The sequence below is a fragment of the Pseudomonas beijingensis genome (assembly GCF_030687295.1).
GTDB lineage: Bacteria > Pseudomonadota > Gammaproteobacteria > Pseudomonadales > Pseudomonadaceae > Aquipseudomonas > Aquipseudomonas beijingensis.
Window position 1 is genome coordinate 130,244 of record NZ_CP117425.1, and the last position, 16,799, is coordinate 147,042.

General features: G+C 61.7%; 14 protein-coding genes and 1 pseudogene. 10 read left to right on the forward strand and 5 right to left on the reverse strand.

The window, feature by feature from the left end; translation table 11 throughout:
* The first annotated feature begins 5 nt into the window (after nt 1–5).
* From PSH84_RS00595 to PSH84_RS00625, 7 genes are all read left to right on the forward strand, one after another.
* A complete protein-coding gene (locus tag PSH84_RS00595) occupies nt 6–1,004 on the forward strand; it encodes a phosphate ABC transporter substrate-binding protein PstS (protein ID WP_122567785.1) in 999 nt (332 codons plus the stop codon).
* Nucleotides 1,005–1,474: 470 nt separating this feature from the next.
* A complete protein-coding gene (locus PSH84_RS00600) occupies nt 1,475–3,508 on the forward strand; it encodes an ABC transporter permease subunit (RefSeq protein ID WP_205929646.1) in 2,034 nt (677 codons plus the stop codon).
* Between the two features lie 15 nt (nt 3,509–3,523).
* Nucleotides 3,524–5,194, forward strand: a complete 1,671-nt coding sequence (gene pstA / locus PSH84_RS00605; protein WP_122567788.1) for a phosphate ABC transporter permease PstA — start codon at nt 3,524–3,526, stop codon at nt 5,192–5,194.
* A gap of 157 nt (nt 5,195–5,351) precedes the next feature.
* The gene (gene pstB, locus PSH84_RS00610) at nt 5,352–6,185 is read left to right on the forward strand and encodes a phosphate ABC transporter ATP-binding protein PstB (protein ID WP_122567789.1); all 834 of its coding nucleotides are present in this window, start codon (nt 5,352–5,354) and stop codon (nt 6,183–6,185) included.
* Between the two features lie 97 nt (nt 6,186–6,282).
* Complete coding sequence (gene phoU / locus PSH84_RS00615; RefSeq protein WP_030139132.1) at nt 6,283–7,044, forward strand: phosphate signaling complex protein PhoU; 762 nt, start codon at nt 6,283–6,285, stop codon at nt 7,042–7,044.
* Nucleotides 7,045–7,212: 168 nt separating this feature from the next.
* The gene (locus PSH84_RS00620) at nt 7,213–8,166 is read left to right on the forward strand and encodes a response regulator (protein ID WP_122567790.1); all 954 of its coding nucleotides are present in this window, start codon (nt 7,213–7,215) and stop codon (nt 8,164–8,166) included.
* 234 nt (nt 8,167–8,400) lie between these two features.
* Entirely contained in the window at nt 8,401–9,297 is an 897-nt protein-coding gene (locus PSH84_RS00625; RefSeq protein WP_305482136.1) for a peptidoglycan DD-metalloendopeptidase family protein, read from the forward strand.
* A 165-nt stretch (nt 9,298–9,462) separates the two neighbouring features.
* Here PSH84_RS00625 and PSH84_RS00630 read toward each other — a convergent pair whose 3' ends face one another.
* The 3 genes from PSH84_RS00630 to phoB form a co-directional block, all read right to left on the reverse strand.
* Nucleotides 9,463–10,803 (reverse strand): hemolysin family protein, encoded by a 1,341-nt coding sequence (locus tag PSH84_RS00630; protein ID WP_030138217.1) that lies wholly within the window; start codon nt 10,801–10,803, stop codon nt 9,463–9,465.
* A 113-nt stretch (nt 10,804–10,916) separates the two neighbouring features.
* Nucleotides 10,917–12,203: a phosphate regulon sensor histidine kinase PhoR gene (gene phoR / locus PSH84_RS00635; protein ID WP_305483202.1), complete on the reverse strand. Its 1,287-nt coding sequence runs from the start codon at nt 12,201–12,203 to the stop codon at nt 10,917–10,919.
* An 80-nt stretch (nt 12,204–12,283) separates the two neighbouring features.
* Complete coding sequence (gene phoB, locus PSH84_RS00640; RefSeq protein ID WP_003177195.1) at nt 12,284–12,973, reverse strand: phosphate regulon transcriptional regulator PhoB; 690 nt, start codon at nt 12,971–12,973, stop codon at nt 12,284–12,286.
* 152 nt (nt 12,974–13,125) lie between these two features.
* Here phoB and PSH84_RS00645 point away from each other — a divergent pair, with 152 nt between their 5' ends.
* The gene (locus tag PSH84_RS00645) at nt 13,126–13,503 is read left to right on the forward strand and encodes a COG4315 family predicted lipoprotein (protein WP_122567793.1); all 378 of its coding nucleotides are present in this window, start codon (nt 13,126–13,128) and stop codon (nt 13,501–13,503) included.
* Between the two features lie 194 nt (nt 13,504–13,697).
* On the opposite strand, the gene ubiA is transcribed toward PSH84_RS00645, so the two are convergent.
* Together ubiA and PSH84_RS00655 are read right to left on the reverse strand one after the other, a co-directional pair.
* A complete protein-coding gene (gene ubiA, locus PSH84_RS00650) occupies nt 13,698–14,588 on the reverse strand; it encodes a 4-hydroxybenzoate octaprenyltransferase (RefSeq protein WP_305469052.1) in 891 nt (296 codons plus the stop codon).
* Complete coding sequence (locus PSH84_RS00655; RefSeq protein ID WP_163006814.1) at nt 14,588–15,151, reverse strand: chorismate--pyruvate lyase family protein; 564 nt, start codon at nt 15,149–15,151, stop codon at nt 14,588–14,590. The genes ubiA and PSH84_RS00655 overlap by 1 nt, the downstream gene beginning before the upstream one ends.
* A gap of 176 nt (nt 15,152–15,327) precedes the next feature.
* On the opposite strand from PSH84_RS00655, the gene PSH84_RS00660 reads away from it, so the two are divergent.
* The gene (locus PSH84_RS00660) at nt 15,328–15,495 is read left to right on the forward strand and encodes a rubredoxin (protein ID WP_003177199.1); all 168 of its coding nucleotides are present in this window, start codon (nt 15,328–15,330) and stop codon (nt 15,493–15,495) included.
* A gap of 24 nt (nt 15,496–15,519) precedes the next feature.
* Nucleotides 15,520–16,671: pseudogene (locus PSH84_RS00665) on the forward strand (NAD(P)/FAD-dependent oxidoreductase).
* The last annotated feature ends 128 nt before the right edge of the window (nt 16,672–16,799 follow it).

Genomic DNA, 16,799 nt, shown 5'->3' on the forward strand with positions numbered 1-16,799 from the left:
AAGGCATGAAACTGAAGCGTTTGATGGCGGCAATGACGTTTGTCGCTGCTGGCGTTGCGACTGCCAACGCGGTTGCCGCTGTTGACCCTGCGATCCCGAGCTACACCAAGACCACTGGTGTGTCGGGCAACCTCTCCAGCGTCGGCTCCGATACCCTGGCCAACCTGATGACCTTGTGGGCCGAGAACTACAAGAAAGAATACCCGAACGTAAACATCCAGATTCAAGCCGCCGGTTCCTCCACCGCGCCGCCTGCACTCACCGAAGGCACCGCCAACCTGGGCCCGATGAGCCGCAAGATGAAGGACAACGAACTGCAGGCCTTCGAAACCAAATACGGCTACAAGCCAACCGCTATCCCGGTAGCCGTGGACGCCCTGGCCGTATTCGTGCACAAGGACAACCCCATCAAGCACCTGACCATGGCTCAGGTCGATGCCATTTTCTCCTCGACTCGCCTGTGCGGCGCCAAGGCTGACGTCAAGACCTGGGGCGACCTGGGCGTGACCGGCGACCTGGCCAACAAGCCGGTCCAACTGTTCGGTCGTAACTCGGTGTCTGGCACCTACGGCTACTTCAAGGAAGAAGCCCTGTGCAAAGGCGACTACAAGCCAAACGTCAACGAACAACCCGGTTCGGCTTCGGTTGTGCAGTCGATCAGCAGCTCGCTTAACGGCGTTGGCTATTCGGGTATCGGCTACAAGACCGCCAGCGTGAAAACCGTTGCCCTGGCCAAGAAAGAAGGCGGCGAGTTCATCGAGGACACCGAAGAAAACGCCCTGAACGGCAAGTATCCGCTGTCGCGTTTCCTCTACGTCTACGTCAACAAGGCGCCGAACAAGCCTCTGGCCCCGCTGGAAGCCGAGTTCGTGAAGCTGATCCTGTCCAAGCAAGGCCAGGAAGTTGTGGTCAAGGACGGCTACATCCCACTGCCAGCCAAGGTGGCCGCCAAGGCACTGGCTGACCTGGGTCTGCAAGAAGGCGGCAACGTCGCGAAGCAGTAACACCTGAGCCCGGGCCAACGCCCGGGCTACTGTGGGAGCGAGCTTGCTCGCGATAGCGGTAGGTCTGTCACCGTTGATGTTGGATGGGATGACTTCATCGCGAGCCAGCTCGCTCCCACAGACCAAATTCCTGTCCGCTGCCGGTTTCCACCAGCGGCGGATTTGTTGCGTCACTTCACTGTCATCTTTCTGTCATACAGGATCGCTAGGGTGTGCGCATGAATGATCTGGCCAACTCCACAATGACTACGACTTCCCCTCCCAAGCGCATTGACTTCAATACGCCTGAGCTGCAACGCAAGCGCCGCATCCGTGCGCTCAAGGATCGCCTGACACGCTGGTATGTGCTGGTCGGCGGTCTCGCCGTCCTGGCGGCCATTACCCTGATTTTCTTCTTCCTGGCCTACGTGGTGATGCCCCTGTTCCAGGGCGCGGACCTGAGCGCCAAGGATTCGATTACCCCGGCCTGGATGCAAGATGCCGGCAAACCGCTGATGATCTCTATCGAAGAACAGAACCAAGTGGCCATGCGGGTTTCCGACAAGGGCCAGGCGCTGTTCTACGACCTCGACAGCGGTGCCGAGCTGCGCCGCGTCGACCTGCCGATCCCAGCCGGTGCCAGCGTGACCGCCATTGGCGAGGATCAGCCCGGTAGCCCGTTGGTGGCCATTGGTCTGTCCAACGGTCAGGCCTTGGTGTTCCGTCACACGTATAAGGTCTCCTACCCGGACGGCAAGAAAACCATCTCGCCCGCCATCGAATATCCTTACGGCGAGGCGCCGATCGCGTTGAACGAACAGGGCGTGGCCCTGGAGCATGTCAGCCTCAACGCCACGGATTCGACGCTGCTGCTGGCCGGTTCCAGCGGCGCCCAGCTGCAAGTGTTGTCGCTTACCAGCGAAGAAAACATGATGACCGGTGAAATCACCAGCGAGCAGACGCGTATCGACCTGCCGCAGATGACCGAGCCGGTGAAGAACATCTTCGTCGACCCGCGCCAGCAATGGCTGTATGTGGTCAACGGACGTGCCCAGGCCGATGTATTCAGCCTGCGGGACAAGAGCCTCAACGGTCGTTACAAATTGCTGGAGAACGGCGACGCCCAAGTCACCGCTGCCGCCCAGTTGGTGGGCGGGATCTCGCTGATCGTCGGCGATTCCACGGGCGGCTTGGCCCAGTGGTTCATGGCCCGCGATCCAGACGGCGAATTGCGCTTCAAACAGATTCGTACCTTCCAGATGGGCAGCGCGCCTATCGTCGAGATCAGCGCCGAAGAACGTCGCAAAGGTTTCGTGGCGCTCGACGCCGCCGGCAAGCTGGGGGTGTTCCACAGCACCGCCCACCGCACCCTGTTGGTGGACCAGGTGGTCGACGGCCAGGGCCTGTTCGGCATGTCGCCGCGGGCCAACCGCCTGATCGTTGAACAGGGCGGCAAGTTGCAACCGTTGACGCTGGACAACCCGCACCCGGAAGTGTCGTGGAGCGCGTTGTGGAGCAAGGTCTGGTACGAAAACTACGACGAACCTAAATATGTCTGGCAGTCGACCGCCGCCAACACCGACTTCGAACCCAAGCTGAGCCTCTCGCCGCTGACCTTCGGTACCTTGAAGGCGGCGTTCTACGCGATGCTGCTGGCCGCGCCGCTGGCGGTGGCTGCGGCGATCTACACCGCCTACTTCATGGCTCCGGGCATGCGTCGCAAGGTCAAGCCGGTGATCGAGCTGATGGAAGCGATGCCGACGGTGATCCTTGGCTTCTTCGCCGGCCTGTTCCTGGCGCCGTACGTCGAAGGGCACCTGCCGGGCATCTTCAGCCTGCTGATGTTGTTGCCGATCGGCATCCTGGTCGCCGGTTTCGCCTTCAGCCGCCTGCCGGAATCCATTCGCCTGAGAGTGCCGGACGGCTGGGAAAGCGCCCTGTTGATCCCGGTGATCCTGTTCGTGGGCTGGCTCTCGCTGTACATGAGCCCGTACATGGAAGCCTGGTTCTTTGGCGGCGACATGCGCATGTGGATCTCCCATGACCTGGGCATCACCTACGACCAGCGCAACGCCTTGGTGGTCGGCCTGGCGATGGGATTCGCGGTGATCCCGAACATCTATTCCATCGCCGAAGATGCCGTGTTCAGCGTGCCGCGTGGCCTGACCCTGGGCTCCCTGGCCCTCGGTGCCACGCCGTGGCAGACCATGACCCGCGTGGTGATCCTCACCGCCAGCCCCGGCATCTTCTCGGCGCTGATGATCGGCATGGGCCGTGCGGTGGGCGAGACCATGATCGTGCTGATGGCCACCGGTAACACACCGGTCATGGAAATGAACCTGTTCGAAGGCCTGCGCACCCTGGCGGCCAACGTGGCGGTGGAGATGCCTGAGTCGGAAGTCGGCGGCAGCCATTACCGCGTGCTGTTCCTGTCGGCCTTGGTGTTGCTGTTGTTCACCTTCGTCATGAACACCCTCGCCGAGCTGATCCGTCAGCGTCTGCGCAAGAAATATTCGTCGCTTTAAGAAAGGTAGAAGTCTGTGAAACAGAACTCCCTGAAAGGATGGTTCAAGAGCGGCGCCCCCGGCGTCTGGATCAGCGGTGGCGCGGTGTCCATCGCGGTCATCATGACCATTGGCCTGCTGGCGGTGATCGCCGTGCGCGGCCTGGGCCACTTCTGGCCGGCGGACCTGATCCACGCTAGCTACAACGTGCCAGGCATGCCTGCGCACCTGGTGGTCGGCGAAGTCGTGCAGAAAGAAGAAGTGCCTCGCGAGCGCCTGAAAAGCGCCGGCCTGCCGGTGCCGGACGAAGGCCCCGAGTTCATGACCCGTGAACTGATCAAGGTCGGCAACCGGGACCTGAACGGTACCGACTTCACCTGGATCGTCGGCGATTGGCTGACCAACCAGACCACGCCGCCAGAACTGATGGCCATCGAGCGTCGTGAGTGGGGCAACTTCTACGGCTACCTGGTCAACGTCAAGGAAGGCGGCAAGGTCATCGCCGAAGGCGAGGCCGCCTGGCCGCAACTGCAGGCCCGCGTACAGCGCGTCAATCAGTTGGCCGCCGAGCTCAAGACCCTGGAAAAAGTCGAAATCGGTGCAATCAACGCCGGCCTGGAGCGTGTCCGCCTGCACGGTCGAAAACTGGAACTGGATGGCAAGCTCGACGCTTCGGCCCAGGCCGACCTGGAAAGCGAGCGCGCCGAACTCAACGCCCGCTACAAAGACATCGAAGTACGCCTGGCCGACCTGCATGCGCAGTTCAACCGCGACAGCCTGACGGCCCGCGATGCCAACGGCAAGGAAGTGGAGATCGAAATCGGCAAAGTGGTGCACGCCTACCAGCCAAACGGCATGGGCACGTTCACCAAGATGGGTTTCTACTTCAGCAAGGTCTGGGAATTCCTCAGCGACGACCCCCGTGAAGCCAACACCGAAGGCGGCATCTTCCCGGCGATTTTCGGCACCGTGATGATGACCCTGATCATGGCAATGATCGTGACGCCGTTCGGCGTGCTGGCGGCGGTCTACCTGCGTGAATACGCCCGCCAGGGCCCGATGACCCGCCTGATCCGCATCGCGGTGAACAACTTGGCGGGTGTTCCGGCCATCGTCTACGGTGTGTTCGGCCTGGGCTTCTTCGTCTACGTGCTGGGTGGTTCGGTCGACCGTTTGTTCTTCCCCGAAGCCTTGCCGGCACCGACCTTTGGCACCCCGGGTCTGCTCTGGGCGTCCCTGACCCTGGCGCTGCTGGCGGTGCCGGTAGTGATCGTGGCCACCGAAGAAGGCCTGGCGCGGATCCCGCGGACCGTGCGTGAAGGCTCCCTGGCCCTCGGCGCGACCAAAGCCGAGACCCTGTGGAAAATCGTCCTGCCCATGGCGAGCCCGGCGATGATGACCGGGATGATCCTCGCCGTGGCCCGTGCCGCGGGTGAAGTGGCGCCGTTGATGCTGGTGGGCGTGGTGAAACTGGCCCCATCGCTGCCACTGGACGGTAATTACCCGTACCTGCACCTGGACCAGAAGATCATGCACCTGGGCTTCCATATCTATGACGTCGGCTTCCAGAGCCCGAACGTCGAAGCGGCGCGACCGCTGGTGTACGCCACGGCGCTGCTGCTGGTGCTGGTGATCGCCACGCTCAACCTGTCGGCGGTGTGGATCCGTAACCACCTGCGCGAGAAGTACAAAGCACTGGATAGCTGATTTTCATGTGGGAGCGAGCTTGCTCGCGAAGCTTCTGGCGGCCTTGAGGGCCCCTTCGCGAGCAAGCTCGCTCCCACACTGATCGGCGTTCACTGGAATTTTATGGGGCCGCCACACAGGCGTTCCGAACCGAATTTGTTAGCACAGGGAGCCTCCCATGCAACACGAAACACAGACACACGGCATCAACATGTCGGCCCTGGGCCGCGACAAGCAAAGCCTGGACCTGGCCCAGGAAACCGTCGCCATCGAAGTGCCCGGCCTGAATCTGTTCTACGGCGAAAAGCAGGCGCTGTATGACGTCAGCCTGAACATCCCGAAACAGCGCGTCACCGCGTTCATCGGCCCGTCGGGCTGCGGCAAGTCAACCTTGCTGCGCACCTTCAACCGCATGAACGACCTGGTGGACGGCTGCCGCGTCGAAGGTGAAATCAACCTCTACGGCAACAACATCTACCGCAAGGGCGAAGACGTGGCCGAGCTGCGCCGTCGCGTGGGCATGGTGTTCCAGAAGCCCAACCCGTTCCCGAAAACCATCTACGAGAACGTGGTCTACGGCCTGCGCATCCAGGGCATCAACAAGAAGCGCATCCTCGACGAAGCCGTGGAATGGGCCCTCAAGGGCGCGGCGCTGTGGGACGAGGTCAAGGACCGCCTGCATGAGTCTGCCCTCGGTCTGTCCGGCGGCCAGCAACAACGTCTGGTCATCGCGCGCACCATCGCCGTGGAGCCGGAAGTGCTGTTGCTCGACGAACCCTGCTCGGCCCTGGACCCGATCTCGACGCTGAAAGTCGAAGAGCTGATCTACGAGCTCAAGTCCAAGTTCACCATCGTCATTGTGACCCACAACATGCAACAGGCGGCGCGGGTTTCCGACTACACCGCGTTCATGTACATGGGCAAACTGGTGGAATTCGGCGATACCGATACGCTGTTCACCAATCCGGCGAAGAAACAGACCGAAGACTACATCACCGGTCGTTACGGCTAGTCGAGGCAACTGCATAGCCGCACTGCGCTATCAGGATCAACATTTAACTGCTTGAAGCTTGCAGCTTGAAGCTTGCAACTTTCGCGGAGCGAACAAGATGATTTCGAAGGAAGGCCTTACTCACCACATTTCCGCACAGTTCAATGCCGAGCTGGAGGAAGTGCGCAGTCACTTGCTGGCCATGGGCGGGCTGGTGGAAAAGCAGGTCAACGACGCGGTGACCGCGCTGATCGAGGCCGACTCCGGCCTGGCCCAGCAGGTGCGCGAAATCGATGACCAGATCAACCAGATGGAACGCAATATCGACGAGGAGTGCCTGCGTATCCTGGCCCGTCGTCAGCCGGCCGCGTCCGACCTGCGGTTGATCATCAGCATTTCCAAGTCGGTGATCGATCTTGAGCGGATCGGCGACGAAGCCACCAAGATCGCCCGTCGTGCCATTCAGTTGTGCGAAGAGGGCGAGGCGCCGCGCGGTTACGTCGAGGTTCGCCACATTGGCGACCAGGTGCGCAACATGGTCCGCGACGCACTGGATGCCTTCGCCCGCTTCGACGCCGACCTGGCGTTGTCGGTGGCCCAGTACGACAAGATCATTGACCGCGAATACAAGACCGCCCTGCGCGAGCTGGCGACCTACATGATGGAAGACCCGCGCTCCATCTCCCGGGTGTTGAGCATTATCTGGGTGCTGCGTTCTCTGGAGCGTATCGGCGATCATGCGCGCAACATCTCGGAACTTGTCATCTACCTGGTGCGCGGTACCGATGTGCGCCATATGGGCCTCAAGCGGATGAAGGAAGAAGTTGAGGGTACCCCGTCCGAAACTGCTAATGTTCCGGGTGAAACTGACGATAAGTAAGATTGCCAAGAAAAGCGCCCGGCCTTCTGGCCGGGCTTTTTTTTGGGTTTTTTTTAATCGAAAGCAGCACCCCGCGAACGAAAAGTCCCGGCGTGACTGAAGGTTTTTTGGCAATGTGCCATCAGTAAAAGCGGTATGCTTGCCGGGATTTTTTAGAGGTGTATCTGGATGAGTAAGGTCAGTGTGTTGGTCGTGGACGATGCTTCGTTCATTCGTGACCTGGTGAAGAAGTGCCTGCGCAACTACTTCCCGGGCGTGCGTATCGAAGACGCGGTGAACGGCAAGAAAGCCCAGGCCCTACTGGCTCGCGAGGCGTTCGATCTGGTGTTGTGCGATTGGGAAATGCCGGAGATGTCCGGCCTGGAACTGCTGACCTGGTGCCGCCAGCAGGACAACCTCAAGGGTATGCCGTTCGTGATGGTCACCAGCCGTGGCGACAAGGAAAACGTGGTCCAGGCGATCCAGGCCGGCGTTTCCGGCTACGTCAGCAAGCCGTTCACCAACGAACAGTTGCTGACCAAGGTCAAGCAGGCCCTGCACAAGGTCGGCAAGCTCGACACGCTGATGAACAGTGCCCCGACCAAGATGAACTCGGCGTTCGGCAATGATTCCCTCAGCGCCCTGACGGGCGGCAAGACTCCGGTGGCGGCTGTTGCTTCGGCGCCCGCGGCGAATCCTTTTACCAAGCCGGCCGCCGCTCCCGCTCCTGCAGCCGCTGCTGCCCCGGCCCGTGGCTTGCTCAACAGCCCACCGGTCAAGGCGCCTGTAGCCGCGGCTTCGGCGACCAACCGTGGCCAAGGCCAGTTGCGCCTGTCCAGCGGCACCCAGCAATGCGTGATCAAGGCCCTGAGCCTCAAGGAAGCGCTGCTGGTGGTCAAGCGCAGCGACGCCCTGCCACAAGTGCTCGAAAGCGCGGTGCTGGACATGGAACAGGGCGACAACGCCGAAACCGCACGTCTGAACGGCTACCTGCACGCCATCGTCGCCCATGAGCAGACGCCTGACAGCGAATGGCTGCAACTGACGTTCCGCTTCGTTGACAAAGACCCGCAGAAACTCGACTACATCTCCCGCCTGATCGCCCGCGGCACCGCGCAGAAACACTTCGTGCCAGGCGCCTGATACGGCGGTGCCTTTGAGTCCGCTATCGCGAGCAAGCTCGCTCCCACAGTTGATCTTCAGTGGTCATTGAATCTGCGTTCACCGTAGATCCAATGTGGGAGCGAGCTTGCTCGCGATGGGGCCATCAGCTTCGGCATCTCGCCAACCCATTTTGAAACATCCGTCGACTACGCTGGTCCATCCCAGCTGCTAGGCTGCTGTTCAGGCCTTCCTTTTTCGACAGAACTTTTGCCCATGCTCGCGCCCCTGTTGTACGCCTGCGCTCTTGTCCTGGTCTCCACCTCGGCCGTGGCCATGACGATCTATAAATCCACCGACGCCAATGGCGTGGTGTCCTGCAGTGACCGTCCCAGTAGGGGCGCCCAAGTGTTCGTGTTCCGTGACCGCATGGTTGAACGCCTGGAGCGGCAGGTGTTTCTCGATATCAAGAAACAGAACGGCGCTGATGCGGTGTTCGTGCGCAATGACCTATACGCGCCGGTGGAGATCGAGTTGAGTTTCGCCGGGCTGCGCAACGTCAGCGGTGCGCCGAGCCGACCGATTCGTCGGGTGCTGCCGGCGCGCAGCAACCTGCGCCTGGCGCTGCTCACGGCCGCCCGACCCGGCAGGCCGTTGGTGTATACCCCTCGGTTCGAATATTCCCTGGGCGACCCGGCCGGTGCGGCGCAGGCCTATCGCTACCCGTTGCCTTGGCGTGGCGGGCCGTTCCGGCTGAGCCAGGGAGCCAACGGCCAATACAGCCATTACGGCCCGAAGAACCGCTACGCCATGGACATCGCCATGCCCGTCGGCACGCCGATCATCGCCGCGCGGGGTGGCGTGGTCATCAAGACCGAAAATGCGCAGACCGGCCGCGGGGACGACCCTGCGGGCAATTTCGTGCGGGTGCTGCACGACGACGGCACCATGGGCGTCTACCTGCACCTGCAGAAAGGCTCGGTGAGCGTACGGGAAGGGCAGCGGGTCGGTGTGGGCACGCCGTTGGCGTTGTCGGGCAATACCGGCAACAGCTCAGGCCCGCACCTGCATTTCGTGGTGCAGCGCAATACCGGGTTGGGGCTGGTGTCGATTCCCTACCAGTTCAATCAGCCAGTGGGCGACTTGCCCAACTTTGCGTTGGGCAAGCAATAGCGCCGAGGCGTGATGAAGGTGCATTTGTGGTGGAGGGATTTATCTGTGGGAGCAAGGCTTGCCCGCGATGAAAGCGCCGCGGTCTTTCAGAAATCGAGTCGCCTGTATCGCGAGCAAGCTTTGCTCCCACAGCTTTTCCACCGGCTCGCCGGAACGGGTTGACCCTCAATCGAGCATCAACACCTTCGCCAGGATGATCTTCGGCCCTTTCATCTTCTTGATGATGATCCGCAGGCCTTCGACTTCCAGCACTTCTTCCTCTTCCGGCACGCGCTTGAGGGTTTCATAGACCAGGCCGGCCAGGGTTTCGGCTTCGATGTGGTCCAGGTCGATCCCCAGCAGGCGCTCGACCTTGAACAGTGGCGTGTCGCCGCGTACCAGCAGCTTGCCCGGCTGGTAGGCCAGGATCCCGCGCTCGGCCTTGCGGTGTTCGTCCTGGATGTCGCCCACCAGCACTTCCAGCACGTCTTCCATGGTCAGGTAGCCGATGATGTTGCCGTCGGCTTCCTCGACCACGGCGAAGTGCGAGCCGCCCTTGCGGAACTGCTCCAGCAACTGCGACAGCGGCATGTGCCGCGACACCCGTTCCAGCGGCCGGGTCAGTTCGGCCAGGTTGAACGACTCGGGAATGTGGTCCAGGGCCGCCAGTTCCAGCAGCAGGTCCTTGATGTGCAGCAGGCCGACGAACTCTTGGCGCTCGCTGTCGTACACAGGATAACGGCTGAACTTGTGGCGACGGAACATCGCCAGGATTTCCTTGAGCGGCGCGTTGAACTCCAACGTCACCAGATCTTCCCGGGAGTTGGCCCAGTCCACCACTTCCAGTTCGCCCATTTCCACGGCCGAGGCCAGCACGCGCATGCCCTGGTCGCTCGGGTCCTGACCACGGCTGGAGTGCAGGATCAGCTTCAGTTCTTCACGGCTGTAATGGTGTTCGTGATGGGGCCCGGGCTCGCCTTGGCCGGCGATGCGCAAGATGGCGTTGGCGCTGGCGTTGAGCAGGTAGATCGCCGGGTACATGGCCCAGTAGAACAGGTACAGCGGCACGGCGGTCCACAGCGACAGCAGCTCGGGTTTGCGAATGGCCCAGGATTTGGGCGCCAGTTCACCGACCACGATGTGCAGATACGAAATGATGAAGAACGCGGTGAAGAACGACACGCCCTTGATTACTTCCGGCGACTGCACGCCGACCGCGCCCAGCAACGGCTCGAGGATGTGGGCGAACGCTGGCTCACCGACCCAGCCCAGGCCCAGGGACGCCAGGGTGATGCCCAACTGGCACGCCGACAGGTAGGCGTCGAGCTGGCTGTGGACGGTGCGCAGGATATGCCCGCGCCAGCCGTTCTGCTCGGCAATGGCCTCGACCCGGGTCGAGCGCAGCTTGACCATGGCGAATTCGGCCGCAACGAAAAAGCCGTTGAGCAAAACCAGGATCAGAGCAAAAAGAATCATGCCAAATTCGGCGAAGAGTGTAACGAGGGACAAGCCAGGGGAAGGGTCCATGATGGGGTTTTGCGGGTTCCGAATAGTCGTGGGAGTTGGAAATGGGCGCCCGAAGAGGCAGGCGCAAGTCAGTCAATGTAGCGGCTGACTCGGCGATTGCCTAGGGGGTGTGCTCAATCAGCGGGGCGGGCGAGGCGTGCTCGAACCACCTGGGCCGGGGCGAAATGGCAGGTAAAGGTGCTGCCATGGCCGGGTACGCTGCTGATTTCCATGCGGGCACGATGGCGCAGCAGGACGTGTTTAACGATCGCCAGACCCAGCCCGGTGCCCCCGGTGTTGGAGTTGCGGCTGGAGTCGACGCGGTAGAAGCGTTCGGTCAGGCGCGGCAGGTGCTTGCTGTCGATACCGATGCCTGAATCGCGCACGCTCAGGTGCGCGCCTTGTTCATCGCCCCACCAGCGCACATGGATCCGACCTTGCTCCGGCGTGTACTTGACCGCGTTGAACACCAGGTTGGAAAACGCACTGCGCAGTTCCGCCTCGCTGCCTTTGAGCTGCACGGCCGGGTCGGCTTCCAGGGTGATGGTCTGCTGCTTGGAGCCGGACAGTTCCTGAGCATCTTCGGCAATGGTCTGCAGCAGGTCCTCGATGTGCACCGGTTGGTTGTCCGACGGGTAGTCGGTGGCTTCCAGCTTCGCCAGCAGCAACAAGTCGTTGAGCAGGGTCTGCATGCGCCCGCTTTGCTGGTGCATCTGTTGCAAGGCCCGGCTCCAGCGCGGGTTCACCTCCTCGACGTTGTCGAGCAAGGTTTCCAGGTAACCGCAGATCACCGTCAACCGCGTGCGCAGTTCGTGGGAAACGTTGGCGATGAAATCCTTGCGCATCTGTTCCAGTTGATGGATACGCGTGACATCGCGCACCAGCATCAAGTGCTCGTTGTTGCCGTAGCGGGTGATGTACAACTGGATGCGCAGCCGATCATTGGTGGGCGAAGGAATCTCCAGCGGCTCGGCATAATTGGCTTGCTCGAAATATTCCTTGAAGCGCGGATGACGCACCAGGTTGGTCACCGGCTGGCCGCTGTCCTGGGGCGTCTTGAGGCCCAGCAGGGTCTCGGCAGCGCGGTTCCACCACTCCAGGTTGCCGTCGCTGTCGAGCATGATCACCGCGTCTTTCAGCGCGGCGGTGGATTCCTGGACCCGGTCGATCACCGCCTGCAGGCGTCCGCGAACGCGCTGGTCGCGCCGTTGCAGGTGGTAGATGCTGTCGAACACCTCACCCCACAGGCCATAGCCGTCGGGCGGGGCTTCGTCGGGTTGGTGCAGGCGCAGCCATTCATGCAGGCGCAGCAGTTGCTTGAGTGTCCAGGCCAGGTAAAGCCCCAGCCCCGCCGCCAGGCTCCAGCCGTAATAACCGCTGATCAGGCCGATCAGCAAACAACCGGTCACCAGCAACAACATGTGGCGAATCAGGGTGCCATGCCAGTTTTGATTCACGTGACGCGCGTCCTTGTCAGCTTGTCGGGCGGTAAGGGCTCGGATCAGGCCTTTGTCGAAAAACGATAACCGGTGCCGCGCACGGTTTGTACCAGATTTTCATAGGCATCGCCGAGAGCCTTGCGCAGGCGCCGGATATGCACGTCCACGGTGCGTTCCTCGACGTAGACGTTGCCACCCCAGACCTGGTCCAACAGTTGGCCGCGGGTGTAGGCACGTTCCTGGTGGGTCATGAAGAACTGCAGCAGGCGGTATTCGGTCGGGCCCATCTCGGCGGGTTTGCCGTCGATGGTCACGCGGTGGCTGATCGGGTCGAGCAGCAGGCCACCGACTTCAATCGGCGCTTCACCATCGGTCGGCCCGGCGCGTCGCAGCACGGCTTTCAGGCGCGCCACCAGCTCTCGCGGGGAGAACGGCTTGGTGATGTAGTCGTCGGCGCCGACTTCCAGGCCCTGGATCTTGTTGTCCTCTTCACCCTTGGCGGTGAGCATGATGATCGGAATATCACCGGTCAACTCGTCGCGCTTGAGGCGTCGCGCCAGTTCGATGCCTGACGTGCCGGGCAGCATCCAGTCCAGCAGGATCAGGTCGGGCTTGCGGTCGACGATGATGGCGTGGGCCTGTTGAGAGTTTTCTGCTTCCATGCAGTCATAGCCGGCCATCTCCAACGCAACGGCGATCATCTCGCGGATGGGTGCCTCGTCGTCGACGATCAGAATGCTCCTGCCAACCATGGGGTAATCCTCTTGTCATTTAACTGTCTTGCGCCGCATTAGATAACGGAATTATTGCAGTCGTGTGACAGATATTTCGTAATCCGGCAGCGAAGGGGATCCTGGGCTACGCTTTTCAGTCCGAATCCTGACAACCACAAAAGAAGGTTTCCATGAATTACTTCACCCAATCCATCCAGGCACTGGCGGTAACGGCTGCCCTGGCGCTGCCGGCATTGGCGTTCGCGGCTGAACCGGCGATGAAAGAAGGCGGCGTGTGGACCGATCACCACGGCATGACTTTGTATACGTTTGACAAGGACAAAGGCACCGAATCAGCGTGCTATGACCAATGTGCGAAGAACTGGCCACCGCTCAAGGTTGAAGGCGCAGCCAAGCCTACGGGCGACTGGACCGTGATCGAACGTAAAGACGATGCGAAGCAGCAGTGGGCCTACAAGGGCAAACCGCTGTATACCTACATTGAAGACAAGAAGGCGGGCGATAAGAATGGTGACGGCAAAGGAGGCGTCTGGCACGTCGCCAAGTAGAATTGACAGACTTCACCAAGGTGAACGCAGATCATTTGTGGCGAGGGGATTGATGTGGGAGCAAGGCTTGCCCGCGATGAAGGCGCTGCGGTCTTTCAGAAATCGAGGCGCCTGGTTCGCGAGCAAGCTTTGCTCCCACAGCAAACGGGGATAAATCCCCTCGCCACACGTTAACGGCTTGGAGACCGGTGGCCTCAGCGCAACGCGTAATCCAGCACAATCCCCACGAAAATCGCCAAGCCAGCCCAGTGGTTGTGCAGGAATGCCTGGAAGCAGCGCATCCGGTCCCTGCCACGGGTGTACCAGAACTCCCAGGCGAAGCACGCGGCAGCGGCCACCAGCCCCAGGTGGAACCAGCCGCCCAGCTGGAACTTCGACCCGGCCAACAGCAGGCAGCCCAAGGCCAAGCCTTGCAGCGTCAGGATGATCGCCCGGTCGGCATCGCCAAACAGGATCGCCGTGGATTTCACGCCGATACGTAGGTCATCGTCCCGGTCGGTCATCGCGTAATAGGTGTCGTAGCCCACCGTCCACAGCAGGTTGGCGATGTACAGCAGCCACGCGGCCGCCGGCAGATGACCGGTTTCGGCGGTGAACGCCATCGGCATGCCCCAGGAGAACGCCGCGCCCAATACCACTTGCGGGTAATAGGTATAGCGCTTCATGAACGGGTAGCTGAACGCCAGCGCCAGACCACCGAGGGACAACAGGATGGTCGGGGCGTTGGTGCACAGCACCAGCAAGAAGCTCACGCTCATCAGCACGGCGAAGAACACCAGCGCTTCTTTCGAACTGATCTTGCCGCTCACCAGTGGGCGCTGCTCGGTGCGTTTGACGTGGCCGTCCACCTTGCGGTCGGCCCAGTCATTGATTACACAGCCGCCGGCGCGGGTCAGCACCACGCCGAGGACGAAAATCACCACGTTGGCGACGGACGGCGAGCCTTCACCGGCAATCCACAACGCCCACAACGTCGGCCACAGCAGCAGGTAAATGCCGATGGGCTTGTCCATGCGGGTCAATTGCACGAAGTCCCACGCCCGTGGATTCAGGCGATTCAAGGATTTGAGCAGTTGCACGTACATCAAAAATTCTCCGAATAGGCGCGGGCGACGGTCCACAAGCGGGGCAGGAAGATTTCCGCCACCAGCACGCTCAACGCACCGCGATCGAAACGTGAACGGCGACCCCATAGCCCGCTGGCGCGGACGTCTTCCGGCAACCCGGCCTCGGGGTAATGGCAAACCTCGATGGCCCGGCGCTGGAAAGCCTGGTCGCAAAACAGCAATTCGCCCAGGGAGCGGCTGCCCAGCTCGTCCATCTGCAAGCCGTCACCCTGCAAGGCGCTGCGCGCCGCCACGCTGCGGGCGAACACCCAAGGCTGGTCGCGGCCGCGCAGATACACCTCGCGTACCCAGCCCTCGCTGCCCTCGGCCAGGTCCAGGGCGGCACATTCGTCGGCGCGCAAGGGCTGCCAACCTTCGAACAATGGCGTCACGCTGAAATGCCCGTCCGACAGGCGCGTGAGACGCCGGGTCAGGGAGCCTTCGTCGAACAGCCAGTCGAGTACAGCCGCATCGGGGCGGGGCGACAGCAGGTGCTGGGGTAGCCATTGGAGTGTAGGAAATATCGAATTTGTATGCGGCACAGAGGTCTTGAATGGCAGCAAAGGAGGTCGCGAGCTTACCATGCCGGTCACTGGTTTTGATTGGCCCGGCCGGCTGCCTTGCTGATCGTGCTTGCATCTGTTGCAGCCGATCAGTACAAAACGGCCCTGAGCCGGAAAATACCGGCCAAGGCCTGATATCACGAGGAAGTATTGGAATGAAGAAGTGGCAATGTATCGTCTGCGGCCTGATCTACAACGAAGCTGACGGTTGGCCGGATGATGGCATCGCACCCGGTACTCGCTGGGAAGACGTACCGGCAGATTGGCTGTGCCCGGACTGTGGTGTTGGCAAAATGGATTTCGAAATGATCGAAATCAACTGATCGTTTCATCAAATGGAGAGCAACATGAGTGCACCTGTCGTCATCGTCGGTACTGGGCTGGCCGGTTATAACTTGGCCCGGGAGTTTCGCAAGCTCGACAGCGAAACCCCGTTGCTGCTGATCACCGCGGACGACGGTCGCTCGTATTCCAAGCCGATGCTCTCCACCGGCTTTGGCAAGAACAAAGACGCCGACGGCCTGAGCATGGCCGAGCCGGGGGCCATGGCCGAGCAACTCAAGGCCGAAGTGCGCACCCACACCCGCATCAGCGGCATCGATCCGGGCCACAAACGGCTGTGGATCGGCGAAGAGGCGGTGAGCTACCGCGACCTGGTCCTGGCCTGGGGCGCCGAAGCCGTGCGTGTGCCGGTACAGGGCGATGCGGCGAACCTGATCTTTCCCATCAACGACCTGGAAGACTACGCACGCTTCAGGGTCGCGGCGGCTGGCAAGCACCGGGTGTTGCTGCTGGGCGCCGGCCTGATTGGCTGCGAGTTCGCCAATGACCTGAGCCTGGGCGGCTACGAAGTGCAACTGGTGGCGCCGTGCGAGCAAGTCATGCCGACGCTGTTGCACCCGGCCGCTGCGGCAGCGGTCCAGGCCGGACTGGAAAGCCTCGGTGCGCGCTTCCACCTGGGCCCCGTGCTCAACCGCTTGCAGAAGGTCGCCGACGGGCTGGAGGCGCACCTGTCCGATGGCCAGGTGATCGCCTGCGACCTGGTGGTCTCGGCCATCGGCCTGCGTCCGCGCATCGACCTGGCAGCCGCCGCCGGTCTGGTGGTCAACCGCGGCGTCGTGGTCGACCGTCACCTGAAGAGACCTCCCACGCCAACATCTACGCCCTGGGCGACTGCGCGGAGGTCGACGGCTTGAACCTGCTGTATGTCATGCCGCTGATGAGCTGCGCTCGTGCCCTGGCTCAAACCCTGGCCGGCAACCCGACAGCCGTCAGCTACGGCCCCATGCCGATTACCGTAAAAACCCCGGTGTGCCCCCTGGTGGTGTCGCCGCCACCGCGAGGCAGCGAGGGTGTGTGGAGCGTCGAAGGGCAGGGCGCGGACATCAAGGCGCTGTGCCGCGATGCTCAAGGCAAACCTGTTGGGCTACGCCCTGACAGGCACGGCGGTGATGGAAAAACTGGCGCTGAACAAGGAGCTTCCAGCCCTGCTGGCGTAAATACTGGTCGTTCTGTCGCAAAAACCCTACTTTTGGTCCCACAAAGGTCGCCCGGCCACTGGCGCGGTTTTCGGCACCGTGCCATCCTCACTTCCGTCTGCCGCAGAGTAGAGCCTGCGGCGCCTTAG